This window comes from Bradyrhizobium sp. Bra64 (genome assembly GCF_024519875.1).
GTDB classification, from domain to species: domain Bacteria; phylum Pseudomonadota; class Alphaproteobacteria; order Rhizobiales; family Xanthobacteraceae; genus Bradyrhizobium; species Bradyrhizobium japonicum_G.
The window spans coordinates 226,210-247,988 of sequence record NZ_JALJRD010000008.1; the positions used below are offsets into that span (position 1 = coordinate 226,210).

24 protein-coding genes are annotated in these 21,779 nt (G+C 65.0%); 12 read left to right on the plus strand and 12 right to left on the minus strand.

Annotated elements, in window-relative coordinates:
- Window positions 1-371: 371 nt before the first annotated feature.
- Together NR187_RS23485 and NR187_RS23490 are read right to left on the minus strand one after the other, a co-directional pair.
- Window positions 372-806 carry a hypothetical protein gene (locus NR187_RS23485; protein WP_256807825.1) on the minus strand — a complete coding sequence of 145 codons (435 nt, stop codon included), beginning with the start codon at window positions 804-806 and terminating at the stop codon, window positions 372-374.
- Between the two features lies 1 nt (window position 807).
- Entirely contained in the window at window positions 808-1,671 is an 864-nt protein-coding gene (locus NR187_RS23490; protein WP_256807826.1) for a LysR family transcriptional regulator, read from the minus strand.
- Between the two features lie 103 nt (window positions 1,672-1,774).
- Between NR187_RS23490 and NR187_RS23495 the strand changes: the two genes are divergently transcribed.
- Complete coding sequence (locus tag NR187_RS23495; RefSeq protein WP_256807827.1) at window positions 1,775-2,767, plus strand: zinc-dependent alcohol dehydrogenase family protein; 993 nt, start codon at window positions 1,775-1,777, stop codon at window positions 2,765-2,767.
- A gap of 40 nt (window positions 2,768-2,807) precedes the next feature.
- On the opposite strand, the gene NR187_RS23500 is transcribed toward NR187_RS23495, so the two are convergent.
- Both NR187_RS23500 and NR187_RS23505 read right to left on the minus strand, forming a co-directional pair.
- Window positions 2,808-3,002: a hypothetical protein gene (locus NR187_RS23500; RefSeq protein WP_211385092.1), complete on the minus strand. Its 195-nt coding sequence runs from the start codon at window positions 3,000-3,002 to the stop codon at window positions 2,808-2,810.
- Window positions 3,003-3,304: 302 nt separating this feature from the next.
- A complete protein-coding gene (locus NR187_RS23505; RefSeq protein ID WP_211385093.1) occupies window positions 3,305-4,288 on the minus strand; it encodes an aldo/keto reductase in 984 nt (327 codons plus the stop codon).
- A 102-nt stretch (window positions 4,289-4,390) separates the two neighbouring features.
- Between NR187_RS23505 and NR187_RS23510 the strand changes: the two genes are divergently transcribed.
- Window positions 4,391-5,284 (plus strand): LysR family transcriptional regulator, encoded by an 894-nt coding sequence (locus NR187_RS23510; RefSeq protein WP_256807828.1) that lies wholly within the window; start codon window positions 4,391-4,393, stop codon window positions 5,282-5,284.
- A gap of 112 nt (window positions 5,285-5,396) precedes the next feature.
- Here NR187_RS23510 and NR187_RS23515 read toward each other — a convergent pair whose 3' ends face one another.
- The gene (locus NR187_RS23515; protein WP_256807829.1) at window positions 5,397-6,494 is read right to left on the minus strand and encodes a hypothetical protein; all 1,098 of its coding nucleotides are present in this window, start codon (window positions 6,492-6,494) and stop codon (window positions 5,397-5,399) included.
- 246 nt (window positions 6,495-6,740) lie between these two features.
- Here NR187_RS23515 and NR187_RS23520 point away from each other — a divergent pair, with 246 nt between their 5' ends.
- Window positions 6,741-7,790, plus strand: a complete 1,050-nt coding sequence (locus NR187_RS23520; protein WP_256807830.1) for a patatin-like phospholipase family protein — start codon at window positions 6,741-6,743, stop codon at window positions 7,788-7,790.
- Window positions 7,791-7,807: 17 nt separating this feature from the next.
- Here NR187_RS23520 and NR187_RS23525 read toward each other — a convergent pair whose 3' ends face one another.
- Together NR187_RS23525 and NR187_RS23530 are read right to left on the minus strand one after the other, a co-directional pair.
- Complete coding sequence (locus tag NR187_RS23525) at window positions 7,808-8,236, minus strand: CBS domain-containing protein (RefSeq protein ID WP_211385097.1); 429 nt, start codon at window positions 8,234-8,236, stop codon at window positions 7,808-7,810.
- A 190-nt stretch (window positions 8,237-8,426) separates the two neighbouring features.
- Window positions 8,427-9,248 (minus strand): rhomboid family intramembrane serine protease, encoded by an 822-nt coding sequence (locus tag NR187_RS23530; RefSeq protein WP_211385098.1) that lies wholly within the window; start codon window positions 9,246-9,248, stop codon window positions 8,427-8,429.
- Between the two features lie 453 nt (window positions 9,249-9,701).
- Here NR187_RS23530 and NR187_RS23535 point away from each other — a divergent pair, with 453 nt between their 5' ends.
- Complete coding sequence (locus NR187_RS23535) at window positions 9,702-10,256, plus strand: PAS domain-containing protein (protein ID WP_211385099.1); 555 nt, start codon at window positions 9,702-9,704, stop codon at window positions 10,254-10,256.
- Window positions 10,257-10,311: 55 nt separating this feature from the next.
- Complete coding sequence (locus NR187_RS23540) at window positions 10,312-10,740, plus strand: cupin domain-containing protein (protein WP_211385100.1); 429 nt, start codon at window positions 10,312-10,314, stop codon at window positions 10,738-10,740.
- Window positions 10,741-10,801: 61 nt separating this feature from the next.
- Here the strand turns inward: NR187_RS23540 and NR187_RS23545 are convergent, their stop codons facing one another.
- Entirely contained in the window at window positions 10,802-11,191 is a 390-nt protein-coding gene (locus tag NR187_RS23545) for a hypothetical protein (RefSeq protein WP_256807833.1), read from the minus strand.
- A 139-nt stretch (window positions 11,192-11,330) separates the two neighbouring features.
- On the opposite strand from NR187_RS23545, the gene NR187_RS23550 reads away from it, so the two are divergent.
- Window positions 11,331-11,852 (plus strand): GNAT family N-acetyltransferase, encoded by a 522-nt coding sequence (locus tag NR187_RS23550; protein WP_211385102.1) that lies wholly within the window; start codon window positions 11,331-11,333, stop codon window positions 11,850-11,852.
- Between the two features lie 18 nt (window positions 11,853-11,870).
- Here the strand turns inward: NR187_RS23550 and NR187_RS23555 are convergent, their stop codons facing one another.
- Entirely contained in the window at window positions 11,871-13,820 is a 1,950-nt protein-coding gene (locus NR187_RS23555; protein WP_211385379.1) for a DEAD/DEAH box helicase, read from the minus strand.
- A gap of 378 nt (window positions 13,821-14,198) precedes the next feature.
- Here NR187_RS23555 and NR187_RS23560 point away from each other — a divergent pair, with 378 nt between their 5' ends.
- The gene (locus tag NR187_RS23560; RefSeq protein ID WP_211385103.1) at window positions 14,199-14,552 is read left to right on the plus strand and encodes a cupin domain-containing protein; all 354 of its coding nucleotides are present in this window, start codon (window positions 14,199-14,201) and stop codon (window positions 14,550-14,552) included.
- Window positions 14,553-14,570: 18 nt separating this feature from the next.
- Here NR187_RS23560 and NR187_RS23565 read toward each other — a convergent pair whose 3' ends face one another.
- From NR187_RS23565 to NR187_RS23575, 3 genes are all read right to left on the minus strand, one after another.
- Window positions 14,571-15,083: a hypothetical protein gene (locus NR187_RS23565; protein WP_211385104.1), complete on the minus strand. Its 513-nt coding sequence runs from the start codon at window positions 15,081-15,083 to the stop codon at window positions 14,571-14,573.
- A 114-nt stretch (window positions 15,084-15,197) separates the two neighbouring features.
- On the minus strand, window positions 15,198-15,626 hold the full coding sequence (locus NR187_RS23570; RefSeq protein ID WP_249129203.1) for a VOC family protein: 429 nt from the start codon (window positions 15,624-15,626) through the stop codon (window positions 15,198-15,200).
- Between the two features lie 113 nt (window positions 15,627-15,739).
- Window positions 15,740-16,891 (minus strand): zinc-binding dehydrogenase, encoded by a 1,152-nt coding sequence (locus NR187_RS23575; protein WP_211385106.1) that lies wholly within the window; start codon window positions 16,889-16,891, stop codon window positions 15,740-15,742.
- A gap of 107 nt (window positions 16,892-16,998) precedes the next feature.
- Between NR187_RS23575 and NR187_RS23580 the strand changes: the two genes are divergently transcribed.
- The 5 genes from NR187_RS23580 to NR187_RS23600 all read left to right on the plus strand — a co-directional run bounded on the left by NR187_RS23580 (window position 16,999) and on the right by NR187_RS23600 (window position 21,713).
- Window positions 16,999-17,337: a GNAT family N-acetyltransferase gene (locus tag NR187_RS23580; protein ID WP_256807834.1), complete on the plus strand. Its 339-nt coding sequence runs from the start codon at window positions 16,999-17,001 to the stop codon at window positions 17,335-17,337.
- A gap of 273 nt (window positions 17,338-17,610) precedes the next feature.
- Entirely contained in the window at window positions 17,611-18,858 is a 1,248-nt protein-coding gene (locus tag NR187_RS23585) for an MFS transporter (RefSeq protein WP_256807835.1), read from the plus strand.
- A gap of 51 nt (window positions 18,859-18,909) precedes the next feature.
- Complete coding sequence (locus NR187_RS23590) at window positions 18,910-20,076, plus strand: CynX/NimT family MFS transporter (RefSeq protein ID WP_256807837.1); 1,167 nt, start codon at window positions 18,910-18,912, stop codon at window positions 20,074-20,076.
- Between the two features lie 68 nt (window positions 20,077-20,144).
- A complete protein-coding gene (locus tag NR187_RS23595; RefSeq protein WP_094895511.1) occupies window positions 20,145-20,756 on the plus strand; it encodes a PilZ domain-containing protein in 612 nt (203 codons plus the stop codon).
- Window positions 20,757-21,086: 330 nt separating this feature from the next.
- On the plus strand, window positions 21,087-21,713 hold the full coding sequence (locus NR187_RS23600) for a transglutaminase-like cysteine peptidase (RefSeq protein ID WP_211385108.1): 627 nt from the start codon (window positions 21,087-21,089) through the stop codon (window positions 21,711-21,713).
- Window positions 21,714-21,779 lie beyond the last annotated feature (66 nt).

The following is a 21,779-nucleotide window of genomic DNA, read 5'->3' on the forward strand; positions in this document are numbered from 1 at the left end:
GCCGAGCGCGTCCGCCGCTCTCGTGTCCCGGAAGCGCTGCAGCGTTCTTGCGCTGCCGCGCAGAGGCGGGACCCAGAAGACCACACGGATCACGGCGGCATGGGCCCCAAGCTCTACAGCGCATCACTTCGTGCTGCGCAGCGTCCGGGGCACGAGAGCGTTGTCGAATGACCGACATGGGCTCGCATCCTCGCGGCGAATTTCGCCCGAGCTTTGCTTGATCGACTCACCCTCATGAAAGAGGGCGCAGGGAAGACCGGGTGCCGGCTGGCACCCGCGGTCCACTGTGCGAAGTTGCAGTAGGAAATCTGCACAGCGGCATACAGGTGTAGCCAGGACATCCGGCCTTCCCTGCGCAGTGGCTTTACGGCTTATGTCGCGCTCTCCCCGGGGAGCGATGCACTATTGCCCCCGTCGCCTTGCGGATGGCTGATGCGCGCGCCCGGTTGGACGGCACGCATCACCACAAGACTTGGCGCACAGACCCCGGGCGCCAGGACCACACGATTTTGCCGTACGCGGATCACACCGGTCGTGTGCGCGAGGCCTTCACTCACGGTTGCCCGCCCTGCGAAGCCGTTCGCGCCGGTGTGGCCTGCGTCCACCGCCGTCCGGCCCGCGTTCGTGACGATCGCGATACGCCCCTCTTCCTTGGGCCGGAGTGAGACGACACATACGTTGTTTCCGAATTTCGGTAAAGTGGAATATTTTTGCCGATCGGTATCGACCCATGGATGGCGTGTTTTGCCCGTCGTGTAACGCAAGGTGTTGTGGATGCGCAGGGTGAGTTCCCGCAGCGCAACCACCCTACGAGATCACCTCACCCGCCAACCGCTCGACCACGATATCGAGCAGCGCGCGCAGGCGTGCCAGCCGGCGCAGATCGCGGTGGTAGCCGACAAAAGTGTCCCGGCCGGGCGGCGTTGTACCGATATCGAGCGCGACCAGCCGGCGATCGCGGTCGCCGAGCGGACGCGGCAGCACGGCGAACCCGCCACCGCTCGCGCAGAGCTCGGCCTGCGCCTGCCTGTTATTGCTGCGCGAGGCGATTTCCGCATTCGGCAGCGTGCGCTTCAGCCAGACCGCGTCGGGCATGTCGGCGAATTCAGCATTCATGGTGACGACGCGGGCGCCGCTTCCGTTGCCGACGCGCGGCGCTTTACTGCCCTTCCTGCCGTAGAGCGCGTAGGGAATGTGGAGCAGCTTCCTGGAAATGACTTCAGGCTCGTCGAACCGCTTGATGCGGAAGACGAGGTCGGCCTCGCGGCGCGGCAGGCTGTAGAGGCGCGCATCGGTCAGAAGTTCGACCGTCACCCTGGGATGGCGCTCGCCGAAGGCGGCGATCACCGGCGACAGCATCACCGTCCCGAACCACTCCGACGACGACAAACGCAGCAAGCCGTCGAGCTGGGTCTCCGTGCCGGACGCTCGCCGCTCAAGGGCGATCGCCTCCTCCTCGATCCGCTCGGCATGCTGCAGTACGGCCGTACCCTCGTCGGTGAGGACAAAACCATCGGCGGTGCGCTGGAACAGCGTCTGCCCCAATGCCGTTTCGAGGGCTCGAAGCCGTCGTCCCATGGTCGGCTGGGTCTGGCCGATCTTTCGCGCGGCAGCGCCAAGCGTGCCTTCGCGCGCAATCGCCAGGAAGATGCGCAGATCGCTCCAGTCCATGGGCGTCTCACCATACAAAATTGTATGATAATCGTACATCATTGTTCCTTCTCATGCAAAAATTCATGAGCATATTGGAGGCCGACAACGGAGCAGGACGATCATGACGAGACAATCGACGATGCGTGCGGCTGTGCTTGAGACCCACAACGCACCGCTGCGCATCTCAACCATCTCCACGCCCGACATCGGCCCGTCAGAGGTGCTGGTGCGGGTACGTGCGAGCGGGGTGAATCCACTCGACACCAAGATTCACGCTGGTGCTGCGGCGCATGCGCGCCACCCGCTGCCTGCCATTCTCGGAATCGATCTCGCCGGCACGGTGGAGCGCACCGGGGACCACGTGACGCAGTTCAAGCCCGGCGACGAGGTCTATGGCATGACCGGCGGCGTCGGCGGCGTGCCGGGATCGCTGGCCGAGTTCGCCGCTGTCGGTGCCGACCTGCTGGCGCTCAAGCCTGGCAATCTCAACATGCGGGAAGCGGCCGCCCTGCCCCTCATTTTCATCACGGCCTGGGAGGGCCTGATCGACCGCGCGGCGTTGAAAGCCGGCCAGAAGGTCTTGATTCACGGCGGCGCGGGCGGCGTCGGCCATGTCGCGATCCAGATTGCACGCGCCTTCGGAGCAGATGTGTTCGCGACCGGCTCGCCGTCGCAGCGCGCCACGATCGAAAGCCTTGGCGCTGTCTTCATCGACCGCGACGTTGCGCCCGAAGATTACGTTACGGAGCAGACCGGAGGACGCGGCTTCGACATCGTCTATGATACCGTCGGGGGCAAGGTGCTCGATGCCTCCTTCGCGGCGGTGCGCTGCTTCGGCCATGTCGTGAGCGCGCTCGGCTGGGGCACGCATGCGCTGGCGCCGCTCTCGTTCCGCGCCGCCACCTATTCCGGCGTGTTCACGCTGCTGCCGCTGCTGTCAGGCGAAGGCCGCGCGCATCACGGAGAGATCATGACGGAGGCGACGCGGCTGGTTGAGGCCGGCAAGCTGATGCCGCGGCTCGACGCCAGGCACTTCACGCTGGAGAGTGTTGGCGATGCCTATGCGCTGATCCGGGATCACGCGACGAAGGGCAAGCTGGTCGTGGATGTCTGAGGCGGAGTCTGCAGCCCGGCTCTGCAAAGCTACGGTCGGGCTAGTCCTCGCTGGACGCCGCGAAACGGTTGCGCAGATAGGCTTGCGACAACAGGAAGAATAATGCGCGCTCGCCCTGATATTTGGCGGACGGCCGCGTGCGCTCGAAGCCATCGGCAAAGACCTTGCCGGACTGGTCGCACACCTGCCATCGCCAGCCAAACCGCTTACGCCTGGTGAGTATCACTTCGTACATGCTGACGGGCTTGGTCCCCTGCTCCTGCCGGTTTCACAGGCGCACGAGCCCGCTCCGGCTTCCCCCATATGAAGGATACCCGACATATAACCCAGCCCAACCGAAAGAGAACAAAATTGATTATCGGAAATACGTATCTTGCACCGGCTTTGACGAAGTCGCGATGCTGCTGGAATAAGCCGGTAAGGCCGGTGTTTAGCGCCGCTCCGGCGCAGCTTGGTAGCCCTGGCAAGGGTATTCAAATCGGAACACAGGCGCGAAAGTCCGGTAAGCAGATGCTCACCGGACTTCCATGACGGACGTCAGCGCCCGACGCGGGCCTGCAGATGCGCGGGATAGCGGTCGCCTTGCACGGCCACCCTGGCCAACACCGCTGCAATGGCCGCGAGATCCGCATCCGACAATGTCACCGCCGCCGCGCCGACATTCTCCTCGAGCCGGTGCAGCCTGGTGGTGCCCGGAATCGGCACGATCCACGGTTTCTGCGCGAGCAGCCAGGCCAGCGCGATCTGCGCCGGCGTCACTTTCCGCGCCGCGGCGATCTCGCCAAGCAGATCCACCAGCGTCCGATTGGATTTTCGTGCGCTGGATGAGAAGCGCGGTACGATATTGCGGAAGTCGCTCGCATCGAACGTCGTGCTCTCGGTGATCGCGCCGGTCAGGAAGCCCTTGCCGAGCGGGCTGAAGGGAACGAACCCGATGCCGAGCTCTTCCAGCGTCGGCAGGACCTCGTGCTCCGGCTCGCGCCACCACAGCGAATATTCGCTTTGCAATGCGGTCACGGGCTGGACCGCATGAGCACGGCGGATGGTCGAGGCGCCCGCCTCCGACATGCCGAAGTGCAAGACCTTGCCCTCGCTGATCAATTCCTTCACGGCACCGGCGGTATCCTCGACGGGCACGCCGGGATCGACACGGTGCTGATAAAACAAATCGATGCGGTCGGTCTTGAGTCGCTTCAGCGCTGCCTCCGCGACTGCCTTCACATTGGCCGGCGTGCTGTCGAGCCCGGCGTCGACCTTCCCGCCCTTGAAGCCGAACTTGGTGGCGATCACCACCTTGTCGCGAAACGGTGCAAGCGCATCACCTAGCAGTTCCTCGTTGAGGAAGGGGCCATAGGCCTCCGCAGTGTCGAACAAGGTCACGCCGCGCTCGAAGGCGGTCCTGATCAGCGTGATCGCCTGCGTCTTTTCCGTCGCCGGACCGTAGCCGTAGCTCAGTCCCATGCAGCCGAGACCGAGGGCGGAAACCTCCAGACCACTCTTGCCCAGTTTGCGCGTCTGCATTGCAGCTCTCCTTGAAAATCACGTTCGACTGCGAACTTAAGCCGCATGACACCCTGCGATTAGGTGATAAAATCGGCATGTACTCATGATCGGGACTCATGAATGGCCCGCACCAACATCAATGACCTCGTCGCCTTCCTCGCGGTCGCGCGGGAGCGCAGCTTCACCCGCGCCGCGGCCCAGCTCGGCGTGTCGCAATCGGCGCTCAGCCACACGGTCCGGGGCCTGGAGGAACGGCTCGGCCTGCGGCTCTTGACCCGCACAACCCGCAGCGTCGCGCCGACCGAAGCCGGCGAGCGCCTGCTCCGCAATATCGGACCGCGCTTCGCGGAGATCGACGCGGAGCTGTCGGCGCTGACCGCACTGCGCGAGACCCCCGCCGGCACCGTCCGCATCACCACGGGCGAACATTCGGCGCAGACCATCCTGTGGCCGGCGCTCGCAAAGCTGCTGCCGCGCTATCCCGACGTAAAGGTCGAACTCGTCGTCGACTACGGCCTGACCGACATCGTCGCCGAGCGCTACGATGCCGGCGTCCGCCTCGGCGAGCAGATCGACAAGGACATGATCGCGGTGCGGATCGGGCCGGAGATGCGCATGGCGGTGGTCGGCGCGCCCGCCTATTTCGCCGCGCGCGGCAAGCCGAAGCAGCCGCAGGATCTGACCGCTCACAATTGCATCAATCTTCGCCTGCCGACCTATGGCGGAATCTATGCCTGGGAATTCGAGAAGCGCGGCCGCGCCGTGAAGGTGCGGGTCGACGGCCAGCTCGTGTTCAACACCGGCCTGCTCAGAATGAATGCCGTGCTGGCGGGGCTCGGTCTTGCCTATCTTCCGGAAGACCTCGTGAAGCGGGAGATCGCCGACGGGCGGCTGGTCCGCGTGCTCGCCGACTGGTGCGCGCCGTTTGCGGGCTATCACCTCTATTACCCGAGCCGGCGGCAGCCGACACCGGCTTTTGCGGTGCTGGTGGAGGCGCTCAGGTATCGGAAGTGACCCCCCTGCAATCCAGAGGCCCTCAGCGGAAAGATTCTGGATTGCTTCGCTACGCTCGCGATGACGGCACGGAGAGAGCTGACGCCCGGTCAGATCGACCCGCGGAGCAGAATCAGCGCGCGACCACTTCGACTTCGCCGTCGACGCCGTTGACGACGTTGAAGCCGCGCTCGTAGACCTTGCCCTCGTTCTTGGCGATGGCGCGGTATTCGCCTTCGGAGAGCACGACGCGGGGGAAGGCGCCGATCGATTCCTTGATGACGTCGCCGCCGGGGGTCAGCACCGACCAGGCGGTGTTGGCAAGCGCCTCGCCGCCCTTGTCGCTGACGAGCTTCAGCGTGATGACGGCAGCACGGTGGGTGATGGTGACGTCGGTGAGCTTGCCGGCCTGGACACGGATGTCCGAGCGCACCACCGAATTGGCGTCGCCATAGTTGGAGATGATGTAGTAGGTCCCCTCGGGGATCAGCACGACGTCGCCGGCGGCGACGTTGGGCACCAGCGCGGCGCGCTCGCCGGCCTCGAACTGGCTGCCCTTGTAGATCGCGAACGAGATCTGGTTCTGCGGAATGCGGCTGGTGCCGACGCGGCCCTCGATGCGCAGGCCGCCGGCCGGCAGCACGAAGGACTCGCGATCGGTCTCGGCCTTCAGGCTGACCGTGCGCACCGCGCTGACGAGGCCGAAGGCGACATGCACGACGTAATTGCCGGGCGGCAGAACGATGTTCGGGGTGGCGTTGCGGTCCTCGCGGATCAGCTTGAAGGTGCCGTTCTCGTCGGGGCGGTCGGCGAACACGCGCCAGACCAGGCCGCTGGTGATCGCGGGAGCTTCCTTGCCGTATTTCGCGGTCAGCGACAGCACGCCCTGGCCGGGCACGGCGGCGTTGAGCGGCGCGGCCGGCGGCACGGTGCTGACCGCGGGCGGCGGCATGCTGGGCGAAACCGGCTGCGTCAGGGTCGGCGGCAGGCTTGGCTGAAGGCTTGGCTGAAGGCCTGGCGGTCCGGCGCCCGGCCCGGAGGGCGGTGCCAGATTGATGGCGCCGCCGGGATCGGGCACCGAGGCGGGCGGCACCGGCGGCGGACGATCAGAGAAAAGCTGCGCCTGCGCAGCGCCTTGACCAAGGGTAACGAGGCACGCAGCAACGATCAGCGCCGGCAGCAGCGATACGCTGCGCCGCCATCCGATGATGCCGTCACGCCTGAGAGTCATGCCCCTGCTTTTCACCGAAAACGCGGCAAATTCAAGCCTCTGAAACCCCGGGAAATACGGCCCGATACGGTTTTTTGGAACCCGCTTGACGCCTGCGTGATTACGCTGAAGGCAACCGCCCCCGCCATACTCCTGCCCCGTGCCCTTCCCAAACCGGCATAAACCATGCTTCGCGCCGGTTCTGGCGAAGCGCAAATACGGTGCCTAGTCTGATGAGTGGGGCTGGCCCGGCGTAGGAGAGTTTCGGTGCTGGATATCTTGAAGGGTCGAGGCGCGAACGGCTCGAATGGCGACAAGGTGGCCGAGAAGGTTGGCCTGGGCAGCATCCGCCGGCCGGTCATTGGCCTTGCCCTCGGTGGCGGTGCCGCCCGCGGCTTCGCCCATATCGGCATTATCAGGACCCTGCTCGCCAACGGAATCGTACCCGACGTCGTGGTCGGCACCTCGATCGGCGCGGTGGTCGGCGGCCTCTATGCGGCCGGTCGGCTCGATACTCTGGAAGAATGGGGCCGCAGCCTGCAAGGCATGCGCAACATCCTCGGCTATCTCGACATCCGCCTCAACGGCTCGGGCCTGATCGGCGGCGAGAAGCTGGCGACCCGGCTCGAGGAAGCCTGTGGCCAGACCCCGATCGAGGACCTCCCGATCAAGTTCGCCGCGGTCGCGACCGAGGTTCGCACCGGCCACGAGATCTGGCTGACGCGCGGCCGCGTGGTCGATGCGATGCGCGCCTCCTACGCCCTGCCCGGCATCTTCACTCCGGTCCTGATCGGCGATCGCTGGCTGGTCGACGGCGCGTTGGTGAACCCGGTGCCGGTCTCGGCTGCCCGCGCGCTCGGCGCCGAAATCGTCATCGCCGCAAATCTTTCCAGCGATATCTTCACCTATTCGACGACAGTCTATTCGCACGGCGCGATGCCTGAACCGGTGATCCCCGTGAGCGAAGAGACGACGTCAAAGCGGCGCTTCCCGAGATTCTTCTCGCCTGAGAAGACGGTGAAGCGCGAGTTCTTCGGAGGTGGCAGCGCCCGGCCCGGCCTCTCTTCGGTGATGGTCGACGCCTTCAACATCATGCAGGACCGCATCACCCGCGCCCGCCTCGCCGGCGATCCGCCGGATCTGCTGATCACGCCGCGGGTCGGCCAGTTCGGCTGGTTCGACTTCCACCGCTCCGAAGACCTCATCGCCTTGGGCACCCGCGCCGCCGAGCGTGCACTGGACTCCATCCAGGAGGCAATCCACGTGCTGGCGCCGCCGCCCGAGGGCACGGCGCCGAAAGCCGGCGCGCAAGACTGATCAGGCCGTCTAACTGATCAGGCCGTCTTGATGTAGTCGCGCAGGGCTTCCTGCTCGGCTTCGTATTCGCGGACGCGCCATTTGACGATGTCGCCGATCGAGATCAGGCCGACCACCTTGCCGTTGTCGACGACGGGCAGGTGGCGGAACTTGCCTGTTGTCATCATCTCCATGAGCTCGGCGACCGTGTCGGCTTCCTTGCAGCTCACGACCTTGCGGGTCATGACCTGAGCGACCGGTTCCTCCAGCACGGAAGCGCCGCGCTCGCCGAGCACGCGCACGATGTCGCGCTCGGACAGGATGCCTTCGAGCCGGCTCTGGTTCATCACCAGCACCGCGCCGATCTTCTTCTCACCGAGCAGCTTGACCGCGGCGGCCAGCTTGGCGTCGGGCTCGACGCTCATGATCTGGTGGCCCTTGCTGTTGAGAATCGAACGTACCGTCATTGTCGCCTCCCTGAATCGGAACCGTCCGCCTTTGGCGGTCCGGACTTGTTCTTCGAGTCTTCAACTAACAGTTTCGGCGCCGGTTTCACGCTTCAGGCGCTTTGCGAAGCATCGCCGCTAGCGGCTTGTCGCTTCGGAACATTCTTGGCGCAAATGATGGATGAATTCGGGCGGCACCGCAAGCGCCGCTTCAAATACGGTCTGAAACGTCCTGTGATGACGCATCCGCAGCATCGTTTCGCATGCGCGGCACGGGATCGAACAACGCAAACAGCAGGAGTCCCGCGAAGAAGCCGCCGATATGCGCCTGCCAGGCGACGCTCGTGGTCTCTGAATCGATCCCGATCGCACCGACGCCGAAGATGATGTTGACGCCGAACCACACCGCGAGAAAGCCCACCACCCGCCCGTCGCGCAGCGCCCGCGACAGCGGCAGCGCCGGAACTCTTGCGGCGGTATCGGCGTCCGATCGGTTGAACGACAGGAAGCTGCCGCGGACGAAGGCGAAGCGGATCGCCGCCGCCATCGCGCCCGACACCGAGGCCGAGGCGCCGATCATCGGCGCCACCGCGTGCTCGTGGGTCACGAGATGGGCGAGCGCGCCGGCCGCCGCCGTCACCGCGAGAAACAGGAAGAACCTGACAGGGCCAAAGCGCCGCGCCAGCGCACTGCCGAACGGCAGCAGCCAAAGCACGTTGAAGCCGAGATGGGTGAGATTGGCGTGCAGCAGCGAATAGGTGACGAAACTCCAGACCTTTGCGCCGGCCCCGCCGGGAATCTGCAGATTGAGCAGCGAGGCATCGTAGCGCTTGGGGATGAAGCCGAAGACGTCGATGGTCCAGTTCTCGAGCTCCGGCGGCAGCAGCACCCGCAGATGGATGACGGCCAGCAGGACGATATAGGCTGTCAGGGCCAGGGGCAGCGTCAGGATCGGCTCGCGCGGAGCCGCCTCGACGACGGCCGGCACGTCTGGCGACGAATCCTGCGGCGGAGAATCTTGCGGGGAATCCAAGGCAGCGTCGCTTTCAAGCCCGATCGGAGCGATCCGCTTGGAGATAGTCGCCTTTACCTGCCTTGCGCAAGTGAACAAAAGGAAAAGGCAGGGCCCTGGGAAGCCCTGCCTGTCCGTGCCGGCCTTCCGGTACTCCCAGGGAATAAGGTGTATCCCCACCCCTCCCCGCAGCCCGTGACCAAACTGTTTGACGCCCGTGTACAGGCCTCGCCGAGAACCTGGAGAAAAGCGGCGAGGCTTGCGACCGCGGTCACCATAGCAGGCGCCATGCCGGCGCAAAGCGCATAGTTAATTTAACGTTAACGACGCAAAGACGGCTCCGGAGGCGGCGAAAACGCCCTCGCGGCATGGACGCTGCAAATCCCCTCCTGCACAACAACAAAGGGATCGCGGGTGCACTGATGCGGGACAGGTTTGTCCCGCAAGGTTGCACCCCGGGGTGAGCGTTCAGTCATGAAACATCCGTCGAGCCGCGCGTTCTTCGCGTATTGGGACAACAAGCGCGGCGCTGCGCGGGCCCCTGACCGGGCCGATATCGACCCGGCGGCCGTCCGCGGCCTGCTCGGCGACATCTTCGTGCTGTCCTGCGAGCCCAGGTTCGGCTTTCCGTTCCGCGTCGCCGGCACGCGCGTCTGCGCGCTCGCGGGGCTGGACCTCAAGGACCAGAGTTTTGCGGCGCTGTTCACGGATGCCAGCCGCCGCGAGATCGAGGAGATCACGACAATCGTCGCCGACGAGACGCTGGGTGCGATCGCCGGTGTCACTGCCGCGCGCGAGGACGGCAGCAAGGCGCATCTCGAGCTGCTGCTGCTGCCCTTCAACGCCCGCCCGCATACGCCGGTGAGCGTGACCGGCGTGCTCGCGCCGTTCGACGACGAATGCGGCTCGCTTGGCCCGTTCGCCCTCACCTCCTGGCGCTATCTGCACCAGCCGGAGAAGCTGCTGCCGCGTGCGATCCGCAAATTGCAGGTCGCCCGCGGTCTGATGGTGTATGAGGGGCTGCGGTAGCTCTCGTTTCGATCTGAGCGACCTCGATGCAGGCTCTCACCGGGATGACAATGCCATGTCCGACATCATCAATTTCGGCGCGCTCCAGCTCCGCTTCCTGCAAAGCAAGGATGACACCGGCGGCAGCGTCGATATCTTCGAAATGACGCTGCAGCCGAATGCGCGGATGCCGATCCCGCACTATCACGACCGCTGGGACGAAACGATCTACGGGCTGTCCGGCGTCTCGACCTGGACGATCGACGGCAGGCAGACCGATCTTGACCCCGGAGAATCCATCTTCATCAAGCGCGGCATCGTACACGGCTTTATCAACCGTTCGACCGGGCCGGCGACATGCCTGTGCATCCTGAGCCCCGGGGTGTTGGGCCCGCAATATTTCACGGAGATGGCGGCGCTTCTGTCAGCCGGCACACCACCAGATCCCGCGAAGATGAAAGAGACGATGCTGCGCTATGGCCTGGTGCCGGCGCCGCCGGCGTGACACGCGCGAGAATGGGGACGGGCTGCCAAGCGCAGCCCGCCGGCACGTCTCGAAGGATCGCTTACGGCATCGCCAGATGCCAGGCACCGTTGAGAAAACCGTCGCCGGTGACGTCGCCGGGCTTGGTGTCCTTGGCGAAGGTGTAGAGCGGCTTGCCCTTGTAGGCCCACTGCTTAGAGCCGTCGTCGCGCGTGATGACGGTGTAGCCGTCGGCGGCGGTATCGCTGGCCTCGGCCTTCAGCACCGGCCAGTTTGTCGCACACGGGCCGTTGCAAGCCGATTTGCCGTCCGCGTCCTTGTCGAAGGTGTAGAGCGTCATGCCCTTGGCGTCGGTGAGCACGCTGCCCTTGTCGGTCTTGCCGGTCTTGGTCGGCGGCGCTGCGAACGCGGCGGGAACGATCGCGAGCGAAACGGCGAGCGTGAGCGCAAGGCGGATCGGGGATATCGTCATGGTCTCTCCTGTCATGCAATGGGCTTGCATGAGGTAGGACGCCGCCCGAGCCGTGGTATTCCTGAGAGCACGTCAAAGATATTTTTCGCTGCGCGCATCGTCGCATCGGAATAAAACGGGTTGAATGAGACCGACCGACATGAGCAAGCCGCATTGGCGTCCCGCGCACATATCCGACCTGCCGGCGATGAGTGCGATCGCGGCGCGCATCCATCCCGACCTTCCCGAGCGTCCCGAGGTGTTGGCGGAAAAGATGCGGCTCTATCCCGACGGCTGCTGCGTGCTCGCGGCGGACGATGCGATCGCCGGCTACGGCCTGTCGCATCCCTGGAAGCGGCAGCAGATCCCGCCGCTCGACCGATTGCTCGAACGGTTGCCCGGCGATGCCGATTGCCTCTATGTGCACGACGTCGCCGTGCTGTCCGACTTTCGCGGCGGCGTCGCGCGCGACTATGTCGCAACCATCGAGAAGCTCGCGCGGGCATCCGGCATCGCGGCGCTTGCGCTGGTGTCGGTCTACGCCACGCGGCCGCTGTGGGAAAGTTTCGGCTTTCAGCCCGTCACGGCGGATGCAGAGTTACGCAGCAAGCTTGCATCCTACGGGGAAGGCGCAATCTACATGCTTCGTGATCTCGCCGCAGCGCCGCGTGCCGACATCTGAACTTCCGCGGCTGGAGTTCTAGCCGCGGTGTTTCTTCTTTGCCTTCTTTCCCGGTGCGCCCTTCACAGACCACGGCGTGACCGAGGGCTCTGCCTGGCCCGGCTTGTTCTTGTGCTTCTTTTTCTTCCCGAAGGCCGGAGCATCTTCGAATTTCGGCGCGCGCTCGCCGTGAGGCTTAGGGCGTGGCTTGAATTCGCTCGGTTCGCGCGCACGGTCCTGACGTTCACGACGATCACCGTCGCCGCTCTCGCCCCGAGGCGCGTGGGACCGCTCTTGCGAAGGCGCCTGCCGCTGCGGCGCGTCCGCCATCGGCTCGAGGCGGATATTGTCTTCCTTGTCCGGACGCTTGATCTTGACGGCGAAGGAATCGGCGACCCGCTCGGAAATCTCGAACTCGGTCGTGGTGTCCATGATCTTGATGGCGCCGATGTCGCCCTTGTCGATGCCGCCGCGACGGCAGATCATCGGCAGCAGCCAGCGCGCTTCCGCGTTCTTTTTGCGTCCGATGTTGGCGCGGAACCAGACGCTGCCGTCCGCCATGCCATGTTTCGACGATTTTCCCGATTTGGGTCGAGGCCTTTCGGGGCGATCGTCGCCGCGCGAGTTGCGGGCATCGTCGCGCGGTGCACGGACATTGTCACGCCCGCGATCGTCGCGCGGCCGGCTGCTGCGCTCGCCGGGATCGATGATATCTTCGGGCGACGGCAGCCGCGCGCGATAGAGCCGCGCCAGCGCGGCGGCGATATCCTCGGCCGACCGCTCGGCCAAAAGCGCCTGCGCCAGCACCAGATCGTCGGCGGTCGTCTCCTCCGTGAACAACACGTCCTTCATGCGCTCATGATCGAGCTTGCGGATTTCCTCAGCCTGCGGCGCCGTCCCCCAGACCGCGTCGATGCCCGAGAGATTGAGCAGCAGCTCGGCGCGCCGCCGTCGTGCCGGCACCACCAGCAGGACGCTTGTGCCCTTTCGGCCCGCACGTCCGGTGCGGCCCGAGCGATGCTGCATGACCTCGGCGTCGTTGGGCAGATCGGCATGAATGACGAGGTCGAGGCTCGGCAGGTCGATGCCGCGCGCGGCGACGTCGGTCGCCACACAGACGCGGGCGCGTCCGTCCCGCAAAGACTGGAGCGCCACGGTTCGCTCGTTCTGTGTCAATTCGCCTGACAACGCGACGACGGAGAAACCGCGCTCCAGCAGCGCCGCCTGCAGATGCCTGACGCCATCGCGCGTGCTGCAAAACACCAGGGCGCTCGGCGACTCGAAGTAGCGGAGCACGTTGACCACCGCATGTTCGACGTCGCCGGGGGCGACCCGGATGGCGCGGTACTCGATATCGGCGTGACCGCCTTCGTCGCCGGCGACCTCGATCCGGAACGCCTGCTGCTGGTACTGCTTGGCCAGCGCGACGATGCCGCGCGGAAACGTCGCCGAGAACATCAGGGTGCGGCGCGTGTCCGGCGTGGTCTTGAGGATGAACTCCATATCCTCGCGAAAACCGAGATTGAGCATCTCGTCGGCCTCGTCGAGGACGACCACCTTCAATTCCGAGATGTCGAGGCGGCCACGGCGCAAATGATCGCACAACCGGCCGGGCGTGCCGACCACGATGTGAGCGCCGGCCGCAAGCTCGCGCTGCTCGCGCCGCGGATCCATGCCGCCGACGCAGGAGACGACGCGCCCGTCGGCGTGCTGAAAAAGCCAGGCCAGTTCGCGATGAACCTGCAAGGCGAGTTCGCGGGTCGGCGCGACGATCAAGGCGAGCGGTGCGCCTGCGCGCGCGAAGCGCTCGGCGTCGCCCAGCAGGTCCCTGGCCATGGCGAGCCCATAGGCCAGCGTCTTGCCGGAGCCGGTCTGGGCCGAAACCAGGAGGTCGCGGTCGGCAGCCTCGTCCGCGAGCACGGCGAGTTGAACGGGGGTCGGACGGTCGTAGTTGCGCTCGGCCAAAGCTCGGGCGAGCGGCGGACTCATGGTCGGGAAAGACACGGGATAAAACCTTGGTTGGTCCAGGCGCGGAACGTCGAGCCGCGCGACCTGAAGCTGCGCAGGCGGCAAATGGTCCGGCCGCACGCGTGGTGATTTGATTTGGACGCTCTTTACGCCAAGCGCGGGCAAATCACCATGCCTATGACGCATGGCCTTGGCGCCATCGGGAATAAGCTTACCGGCCGCGTGACCCACTACATCCAGCGTTTTCTGGCCGATTTGCTGCATATAGCGGGATTCTGCGTCAAATCAGGTCCGGGGACCGCATAGCCAGGCAAGATCGCCCGATTGGCTGGCACCAAGTCTTGTCGCATCCGAAATTCGATCCCAGATCGTGCCTGACGGGAGAGCAACGGGTGAAACATGGCCGACAACATATCGCTTGCCGACAAGCTCGCGACCTTTGAGGACTTCTGGTCTCCACGGACGATCACGACCTTCAACGATTGCGACGTCATGGTGGTGAAGGTGAAGGGAGAGTTCACCTGGCACAAGCACGACGACACCGACGATTTCTTTCTCGTCCTCAGGGGTCGTCTGGACATCGAGCTGCGCGACCGCACGGTGACGCTCGGTCCGGGCGAACTCTACGTCGTGCCCAGGGGTGTCGAGCATCGCCCGGTGGCGCGCGAAGAGACTCACCTCCTGCTCATGGAGCCGACGGGCACGCCGAACACGGGCGACAAGGCCACCGCAGCGTTGCGCAAGCTCGCATAGAGGGGCAACGCGCCGGCCCTAATCCCGGGAGGTCACCAGCCTGCCGAAGCCGCCGACCAGCCTGCCTCTTGCCCGCGCGACAGCGTCCCTCGCCGCGCGGCTCAAGGCGCGGATGGCGCGCCAGGCTTCGGTCGCCTGCAGCCATGCCTTGACGTCGGTGAACTTGCCATAGGCCCAGGCGAAAGCCGGAATCCGCATCAGCTTGTCACGCGTGAGATGGAATAGGCGCTCGACCAGCACGAGCTTGAGCAGCTCGCCCACGATGAACGTCACAGCACCGCCCAAAACCTGTCCGGTTGCGGCAAGATAGGCCGCCACGGGCTTGATCGGCTCCAGAATGATCACGGGTACGGAAAACAGGGCGAGCGACGGATAAGGCGACAGCGATCTGATCCAGGCGCGCAATCGCCTGAACTGGAGATGCCGCCCGAGCCAGCGCGAGATTGGCCTCGCCACGGCCATGAAGACCGCATCCACCAGAAAGTAGATGGCGGCCAGGATGTAAGTGACGGGTTTCAGGATGCGCTTCACGATGAACTCTCCCGTCAACTCAAAGCCGGAACCTGGACCTAAGTTTCACCCCGGCGTGAATAACTCGCGGATTTTCGATGGAACTTTTCGGGCGCCGGTCCCAGTCTGCGCGGTTCAGAGCTCCGCGTAGACTTCCAGGAGATTGCCGTCGGGGTCGCGGAAGAACAGCGTGCGATGCCCGAAGGACTGGTTCGTCGGCGGTGACAGCAGCGCCACGCCCTGCCGCACCAGCTCATCGGCGCACGCATCGACTCCGGCTGCGGACACCTTGAAGGCCAATTGCAGCGAGGCAGTGCCGGTCGGGATCGGCGCATCGGCGGCGGTCCGGCCTGGCTTTGCGAGAGCCAGCGTGTTGCTGCCCAAGCCGTACTCGATCCAGTTCGGCGACAGCTCCCGCAGCAACGGAAAGGCGAGGATATCCTCGTAGAAGCGCCGCATCGCCGCCATGTCGCGCACGAAGACGACGGTGTAGTCGATCGCGCGGATGGCGCGGAAGGGCGAACTGGTGCGGTGGTCGGGTTCGGTTGTTTGTTCGTTTGTCATCTCGTCCTTCATTCCAAACTCAGTCTCTTAGCCTGCATGAGCGAACCGATATGCGGGAACGTTTGATCCCCAAACACCCCGGATATCGCATCGCTCATCCGGGCCACAAAACCTTATTCCACCAGTTCCGGCCATGGCACGATCGTCGACTTCACCGTCTTCATCGCCATCGCATCCCTCACCGCTTGCGCGACGCCCTCTTCCGTGAACGGATAGATCGTCTGCATCTTCAGCCAGGGGTATTTGCCCGCCGTGCGATAGAGCATGTCGACGCCGAGCGGCAGATCGTTGCCGGTAAAGCCCCAGGAGCCCAGCACGTTGAGGTCCTTGGTGCAGATGCGGTGCCAGGACGTCTCGATCGAGCCGGCATCGGTGAACTGGCCCATCTCGACATAGGTGCCGCCGTCGCGCAGCATCTCGATGCCTTCGGGACCGGCGGTCGGATGTCCCGAGCAGTCCATCACCAGATCGGCGCCGAAGCCGCCGACGATGTCGCGCACGCGCGCGATACGATCTTGCGGTGTCTTGAGCTCCTCGATGTTCACCGTCGCCTCCGCGCCGAACTCGCGGGCGAGCTTGAGCCGCGGCTCCTCCGGCGCGCCGACGCAGATCACGCGCCCTGCTCCCATCTCCCGCGCGGCCGCGACCGCCAGAATGCCGATCGGACCTGAACCCTGGATCACCACCGTGTCGCCCCAGCTGAAACCTCCGGCACGGGTCGCGCGGTTGAAGGCGCGGATACAGGAGGTCAGCGGCTCGGACAGTGCGCCCAGCCGCAGCGACATGTCGTCGGGCAGCTTGTAGATCTTGGTGCCCGGCAGCATGTCGAGATCGACATAGACATATTCGGCCCAGCCGCCCCACATGTGAGGCGCCATCTCGAAGCCGAGATAGCGGCCGTAATAGACCGGCGTCAGGCATTTGTTGGCGGTCTGCGGGTAATGGATGCAGTAATAGCAGCGGCCGCAGGGCATCAGCGGCGGGATCATCACTTTCGATCCGACCTTGAGCGGCTTGCTCATGAAGTCCTCGGTGAACTCGTCGCCGCATTCGACGATGATTCCGCCGAGTTCGTGGCCGAGCGTGAACGGCCAGGGCAGCGGCTTCGGCCAATGCCCTTTGAGGATGTGAAGATCGGTGCCGCAGACCCCGCAGGCACCGACCTTGATCAGCGCGGCCTTCTTGCCGACCTTCGGCCACGGCACGGTGCGGATGACGGGCTCCGAGCCCGGTCCTGCGTGGGTGCAGACGCGGATCTGGTCCATGGTGTGTCCTCGATGCCCGTCTGTTATGATTGGTGGTGCGGGCGTGAGGCGAAGCGTATGTGAGATGCGCGGTCGTGCCAAGGTGCGGCAGTTCGAGGGCAACGCCGATGCTGCGTGATTGTCGAAACGAGGATGCCGAGGCGATCACGCGCGTCGCGCCCGCAGCGTTCGCGGAGTTCGAGCAGCATTATTCCGACTGGCCGATGTTCTCCGCCAATGTCGCAAGGATACCGGAGCTGGCCAAGACCGGCGAGATCATCGTCGCCGAAGATGACGGCCAGATCGCCGGCGCCGTAACCTATGTCGGTTCGCAAGCCCCGAAGCCGGCCTTCTTCGAGCCGGCCTGGCCGATCATCCGCATGCTGGTGGTCGATCCGGCCACGCGCGGCAAGGGCATCGGCCGGCAATTGACCGAAGAATGCCTGCGCCGCGCCGAGCGCGACTAGGCGCAAGTCATCGCGCTGCATACGACGCCGATCATGACGGTCGCGCTGCCGATGTATCTGCGGATGGGATTTACCTGAGTTCGCGAGGCGCCGGATATTTTGGGCGTGCCCTACGCGTTTTACGTGAGGCCTGTGGCGTAGGCTACGGCGCCTGCCCGTCGCAACGGTGGAATGTGTGGCGGCGATGCATGGCTGATCTCCAGGCACACCCAAGTGTCTTGAGCGACAGATCGCCAACGTGTATGGCCGCAAGAGTCCCACCCAGGTGATCGCTTGAACCCCCTCCCCCAAAATCCCGTGGTCGCGTCCGGCTCGTTCGCGGCGATGAAGTCGGTGCCCTACCGCCTTCAGTTCATCGCCTACGTGCTGGCGATGATGGCGGACAATATCGAGCATGTGATCAGCTACTGGGTGGTGTTCCAGAAATTCCATTCCCCGACGTTGGGTGGTTTTGCCGTGCTGTCGCACTGGCTCCCGTTCCTGCTGTTCTCGGTTGCCGTCGGCGGGCTCGCCGACCGGTTCGATCCGCGCCGCATCATCCAGTGCGGCATGCTGCTGTTCATTGTGGCCTCCGCGGGATGGGGCTTCTTCTTCATCACCGACACGATCCAGATGTGGCACGCGATGCTGCTGCTGGTGATCCACGGCTGCGCCGGCGTGTTGTGGCAGACGCCGAACCAGCTCCTGCTCTACGACCTCGTCGGGCCCGCCGATCTTCCGAGCGCGGTGCGGCTGAACGCCATGGCGCGCTATCTCGGCATCCTGGTCGGGCCCGCCGTCGGCGGAATCATCATGCTGACGCTGGGCACCTCGCACGGCATCATCTTCAACACGCTGTTCCACCTGCCGATGCTGCTCTGGCTGTTCTGGGCGCCGGTGCGCGACAAGAGCGTCGCGGTGCGGCGCTTCGCGGTGCGCGGCCTTGCCGACATCATGCTGACGATCCGCGCCATCGGCACGCAGCCGGTGCTGACGGCGATGACGTGGCTCGCTGGCCTCACCTCCTTCATGATCGGCAATGCCTATCACGCCCAGATGCCGGGCTTTGCCGGCGATCTCGGCCATGGCGATCCCGGCGTCTCCTACAGCGTGCTGCTCGCGGCTGACGCGGCCGGTGCGCTGCTCGCCGGCATCGCGCTGGAATCCTGGGGACGCCTCAAGGGCACGCCGCGCACAGCGATCATGCTGGCGATGCTGTGGAGCGTGACGCTGCTCGGCTTCGCCGCGGTGCGGATTTATCCGGTTGCAATCGTGCTGCTGTTCTCTGCGGGCTTCTTCGAGCTGTCGTTCAACACCATGGCGCAGGCGCTGGTGCAGTTGAATGCACCGCACGACATCCGCGGCCGCGTCGTCGGCCTCTACAACATGGCGGGGCTCGGGATGCGGGCTTTCAGCGGCATCACGGTCGGGCTGTTCGGCGCGGCGATCGGCATTCACTGGTCGCTCGGGCTCTCGGCCGCGGTGCTGCTGGCGCTGCTGTGTCTCCTCTACGGGCGCGCGACGAGAAAGAGGGCCAGTTGACTCCGGCGTCTCGCCACCGCACGTTTGCACAGGGCTTGGGGAGATGAGGCGTTGCGCAATCGCTGGGGCATTCTTGCGATCCTGTTCGTCGTTCGCCTCACCATCGCGTTCCAGTTCCAGAGCGTGGCCGCGGTCGCGCCGCTGCTGCAACAGAGCTTCGGCGTCGGGCTCGCCGATATCGGCATTCTGATCGGACTTTATTTCACGCCGGGCGTGGTGCTGGCGCTGCCGGGCGGCGCGATCGGCCGGACCCTCGGCGACAAGCCCACGACCATCGCGGCGCTGCTGCTGATGACGGCCGGCAGCCTCGTCATGGCCGCAACCGATGTGTGGGGCTGGCAGATGGCAGGCCGGCTCGTCTCGGGCGCCGGCGGCGTGCTGCTGACGGTGCAGCTCACCAAGATGGGCACCGACTGGTTTGCGGGCAAGGAGATCGCCACCGCGATGGCGATCTTCGTCAACTCCTGGCCAGCCGGCGTTGCGATCTCGCTGCTGGTGCTGCCGGCGATCGGCACGGCCTATGGCGCAAGCGCGGTGTTCCTGGCGGCGGGCGCACTCACTGCAATCGGGATCGTGCTGATCACACTCTATCAGCCGCCGCCGGGGGCAACGGCCAGCGCGACCGGCTCCGGCCGGCTTGATCCCCTCGCGCTGCTGGCGGTGATCGTCGCGGGCGCGATCTGGGGTCTCTACAATGTCGGCTTCGCCATGATCTTCTCGTTCGGCCCCTCGCTGCTGGTCGAGCGCGGCTGGAGCATCGCGGCGGCAGGATCGGCAATCAGTCTCGTGATGTGGCTGTCCGTGATCTCGGTGCCAACAGGCGGCTATCTTGCCGATCGCTTCAAGCGGCCGTTCTTGCTGGCGATCGCAGCCAGCCTCATCGTGGCCGGGCTGCTGGCCTGGCTGACCCGCTCGGACGCGGTGATCACGATCCTGGTCCTGATCGGCCTCATCGGCGGCCATCCGGCCGGCCCGATCATGAGCCTGGCCGCCCGCGTGCTCCGCCCGGAGACAAGGGCGATCGGGATGGGCGTGTTCTACACGCTGTTCTATGCCGCGATGATGCTGGGACCGGCGGTGGCGGGCCGGCTCGCCAAATCGGCCGGGACCGCCGCGGTCGCGCTCGACCTCGGCGCGCTGACGGTGCTGGCCTGCCCGCCGCTGATGTGGCTTTTCGAGTGCATCGTGTCTGTCCGTAGTCGACGCACCCAATCCTAACGCGGCATTAACCCTGTGCACCTTAGGGTCGTGCCGGACTCCGCCAGGCGGGGGGTCGGGTTGTGAAAATGGCGTTGGCGAACAAAAAATTTCTTCCGGCCGCCGAGGAACGTCGGCGTTTCCAGCGGGTGAAGGTTCACCTGCTCGGCCGCTATATGCTGCCGGACCGCCGTGAATTCCCCTGCCAGGTGATCAACATGTCGCCGGGCGGACTGGCGCTGTTGGCCCCCGGCATCGGCAATGTCGGCGACCGCGTGGTGGCCTATCTCGACCATATCGGTCGCGTCGAAGGCAAGATCACCCGCATCATCGACAACGGCTTCGCCATGACGGTCGGCGCGACGCCCCGCAAGCGCGACAAGCTGGCCGCCCAGCTCACCTGGCTCGCCAACCGCGACATCCTCAATTTGCCTGAGGACCGCCGCCACGACCGTATCGTGCCGCGCAACCCGATCGCGGTGCTGACGCTCGAGGACGGCACCAAGATGACCTGCCGCATCATCGATCTCTCGCTTTCGGGCGCGGCGATCGCCGCGGAGAACCGGCCGCCGCTGAAATCGACGGTGCTGCTCGGCCGCGTGCAGGGCCGCGTGGTCCGAAACCTCGAAGACGGCTTCGCGCTGGAGTTCGTGCACGCGCAGCCGATCGAGACACTCGAAGAGAGCGTTACCGCGCGGTAAAGCGCGACAGCGCCAAAACCACTGTATTTCAAGCCTTGAAGGCGGCCTCCGCAATGCGGACGCCGCCTTTTTCGTGCACGTGACGCGCCCGGCGCGGGTTAACCCGAGGGCCGCGCAAGCGCGCAAACAACGGTTCCAGCAGCGTTTCCGCGTTAACACGTAAAATTTGAATCAATTGCAGTCATTTCAAATTTTACGAGAATTCGATTCAAGTATAGATCGAATTCGCTGCGTCTTTTACTTGTATTCGTCTCGACTTGACTTGGCTGACTTAGCGGCAACTCAAAAGCTCCCTGCGCAATGTGGTCCCAACAAGAAACGGGGGCCGCAATGTTGGACTTCAGGGGACAGGGGAAGGGCTTGGCGCTGGCCGTCATGCTCTTCGGGATCGGCGCGACGGCGCAGGCCGGTGAGAACCGGCTGCTCTACGCGAGCCTCGGCGACACCACGCGCGCGCCGATCGGCTGGGTCGAGTTCTGTGCGGAGAATTCTGCCCAGTGCCAGGGCGCACCGACGCAGGCGCGCGACATCGTGATGTCGCAGGCCGCATGGCGCGACCTCGTCAAGGTCAATCGCTGGGTCAACGAGACCGTCAAGCCTTTGACCGATCAGGAGCACTGGGGCGTGATCGAGAAGTGGTCGCTGCCGACCGATGGTTACGGCGACTGTGAAGACTACGTATTGCTGAAGCGCAAGATGCTGATTGATGCCGGTTGGCCGCGCCAGGCCCTGCTCATCACCGTCGTGCGCGACAAGAAGGGCGAAGGACACGCGGTGCTGACGGTGAAGACCGACAAGGGCGAGTTCGTTCTCGACAATCAGAACGAGAACGTCGTTGCCTGGACGGAGACCGGCTACCGCTTCGTCAAGCGCCAGTCGCAGAGCGATCCCAACGTCTGGGTCTCGCTCGGCGATACCAAGCCGGCGGTCTCCACCGCCAGCGCAAGAGATCAGTAGCGACAAACGAAAGAGATACGCGACCCGGTCACATCCCCACCCCTCCCCGTCCCAGACCGGTTCGCG

Coding starts and splice junctions, on each gene's coding strand:
- NR187_RS23575 (WP_211385106.1), bottom strand. CDS start 16,891: ATGGACCAGATCCGCGTCTGCACCCACGCAGGACCGGGCTCGGAGCCC.
- NR187_RS23535 (WP_211385099.1), top strand. CDS start 9,702: ATGAAACATCCGTCGAGCCGCGCGTTCTTCGCGTATTGGGACAACAAG.
- NR187_RS23555 (WP_211385379.1), bottom strand. CDS start 13,820: ATGAGTCCGCCGCTCGCCCGAGCTTTGGCCGAGCGCAACTACGACCGT.
- NR187_RS23505 (WP_211385093.1), bottom strand. CDS start 4,288: ATGCAGACGCGCAAACTGGGCAAGAGTGGTCTGGAGGTTTCCGCCCTC.
- NR187_RS23580 (WP_256807834.1), top strand. CDS start 16,999: ATGCTGCGTGATTGTCGAAACGAGGATGCCGAGGCGATCACGCGCGTC.
- NR187_RS23525 (WP_211385097.1), bottom strand. CDS start 8,236: ATGACGGTACGTTCGATTCTCAACAGCAAGGGCCACCAGATCATGAGC.
- NR187_RS23540 (WP_211385100.1), top strand. CDS start 10,312: ATGTCCGACATCATCAATTTCGGCGCGCTCCAGCTCCGCTTCCTGCAA.
- NR187_RS23570 (WP_249129203.1), bottom strand. CDS start 15,626: ATGACAAACGAACAAACAACCGAACCCGACCACCGCACCAGTTCGCCC.
- NR187_RS23500 (WP_211385092.1), bottom strand. CDS start 3,002: ATGTACGAAGTGATACTCACCAGGCGTAAGCGGTTTGGCTGGCGATGG.
- NR187_RS23600 (WP_211385108.1), top strand. CDS start 21,087: ATGTTGGACTTCAGGGGACAGGGGAAGGGCTTGGCGCTGGCCGTCATG.
- NR187_RS23495 (WP_256807827.1), top strand. CDS start 1,775: ATGACGAGACAATCGACGATGCGTGCGGCTGTGCTTGAGACCCACAAC.
- NR187_RS23550 (WP_211385102.1), top strand. CDS start 11,331: ATGAGCAAGCCGCATTGGCGTCCCGCGCACATATCCGACCTGCCGGCG.
- NR187_RS23490 (WP_256807826.1), bottom strand. CDS start 1,671: ATGGACTGGAGCGATCTGCGCATCTTCCTGGCGATTGCGCGCGAAGGC.
- NR187_RS23595 (WP_094895511.1), top strand. CDS start 20,145: ATGGCGTTGGCGAACAAAAAATTTCTTCCGGCCGCCGAGGAACGTCGG.
- NR187_RS23560 (WP_211385103.1), top strand. CDS start 14,199: ATGGCCGACAACATATCGCTTGCCGACAAGCTCGCGACCTTTGAGGAC.
- NR187_RS23510 (WP_256807828.1), top strand. CDS start 4,391: ATGGCCCGCACCAACATCAATGACCTCGTCGCCTTCCTCGCGGTCGCG.
- NR187_RS23545 (WP_256807833.1), bottom strand. CDS start 11,191: ATGACGATATCCCCGATCCGCCTTGCGCTCACGCTCGCCGTTTCGCTC.
- NR187_RS23515 (WP_256807829.1), bottom strand. CDS start 6,494: ATGACTCTCAGGCGTGACGGCATCATCGGATGGCGGCGCAGCGTATCG.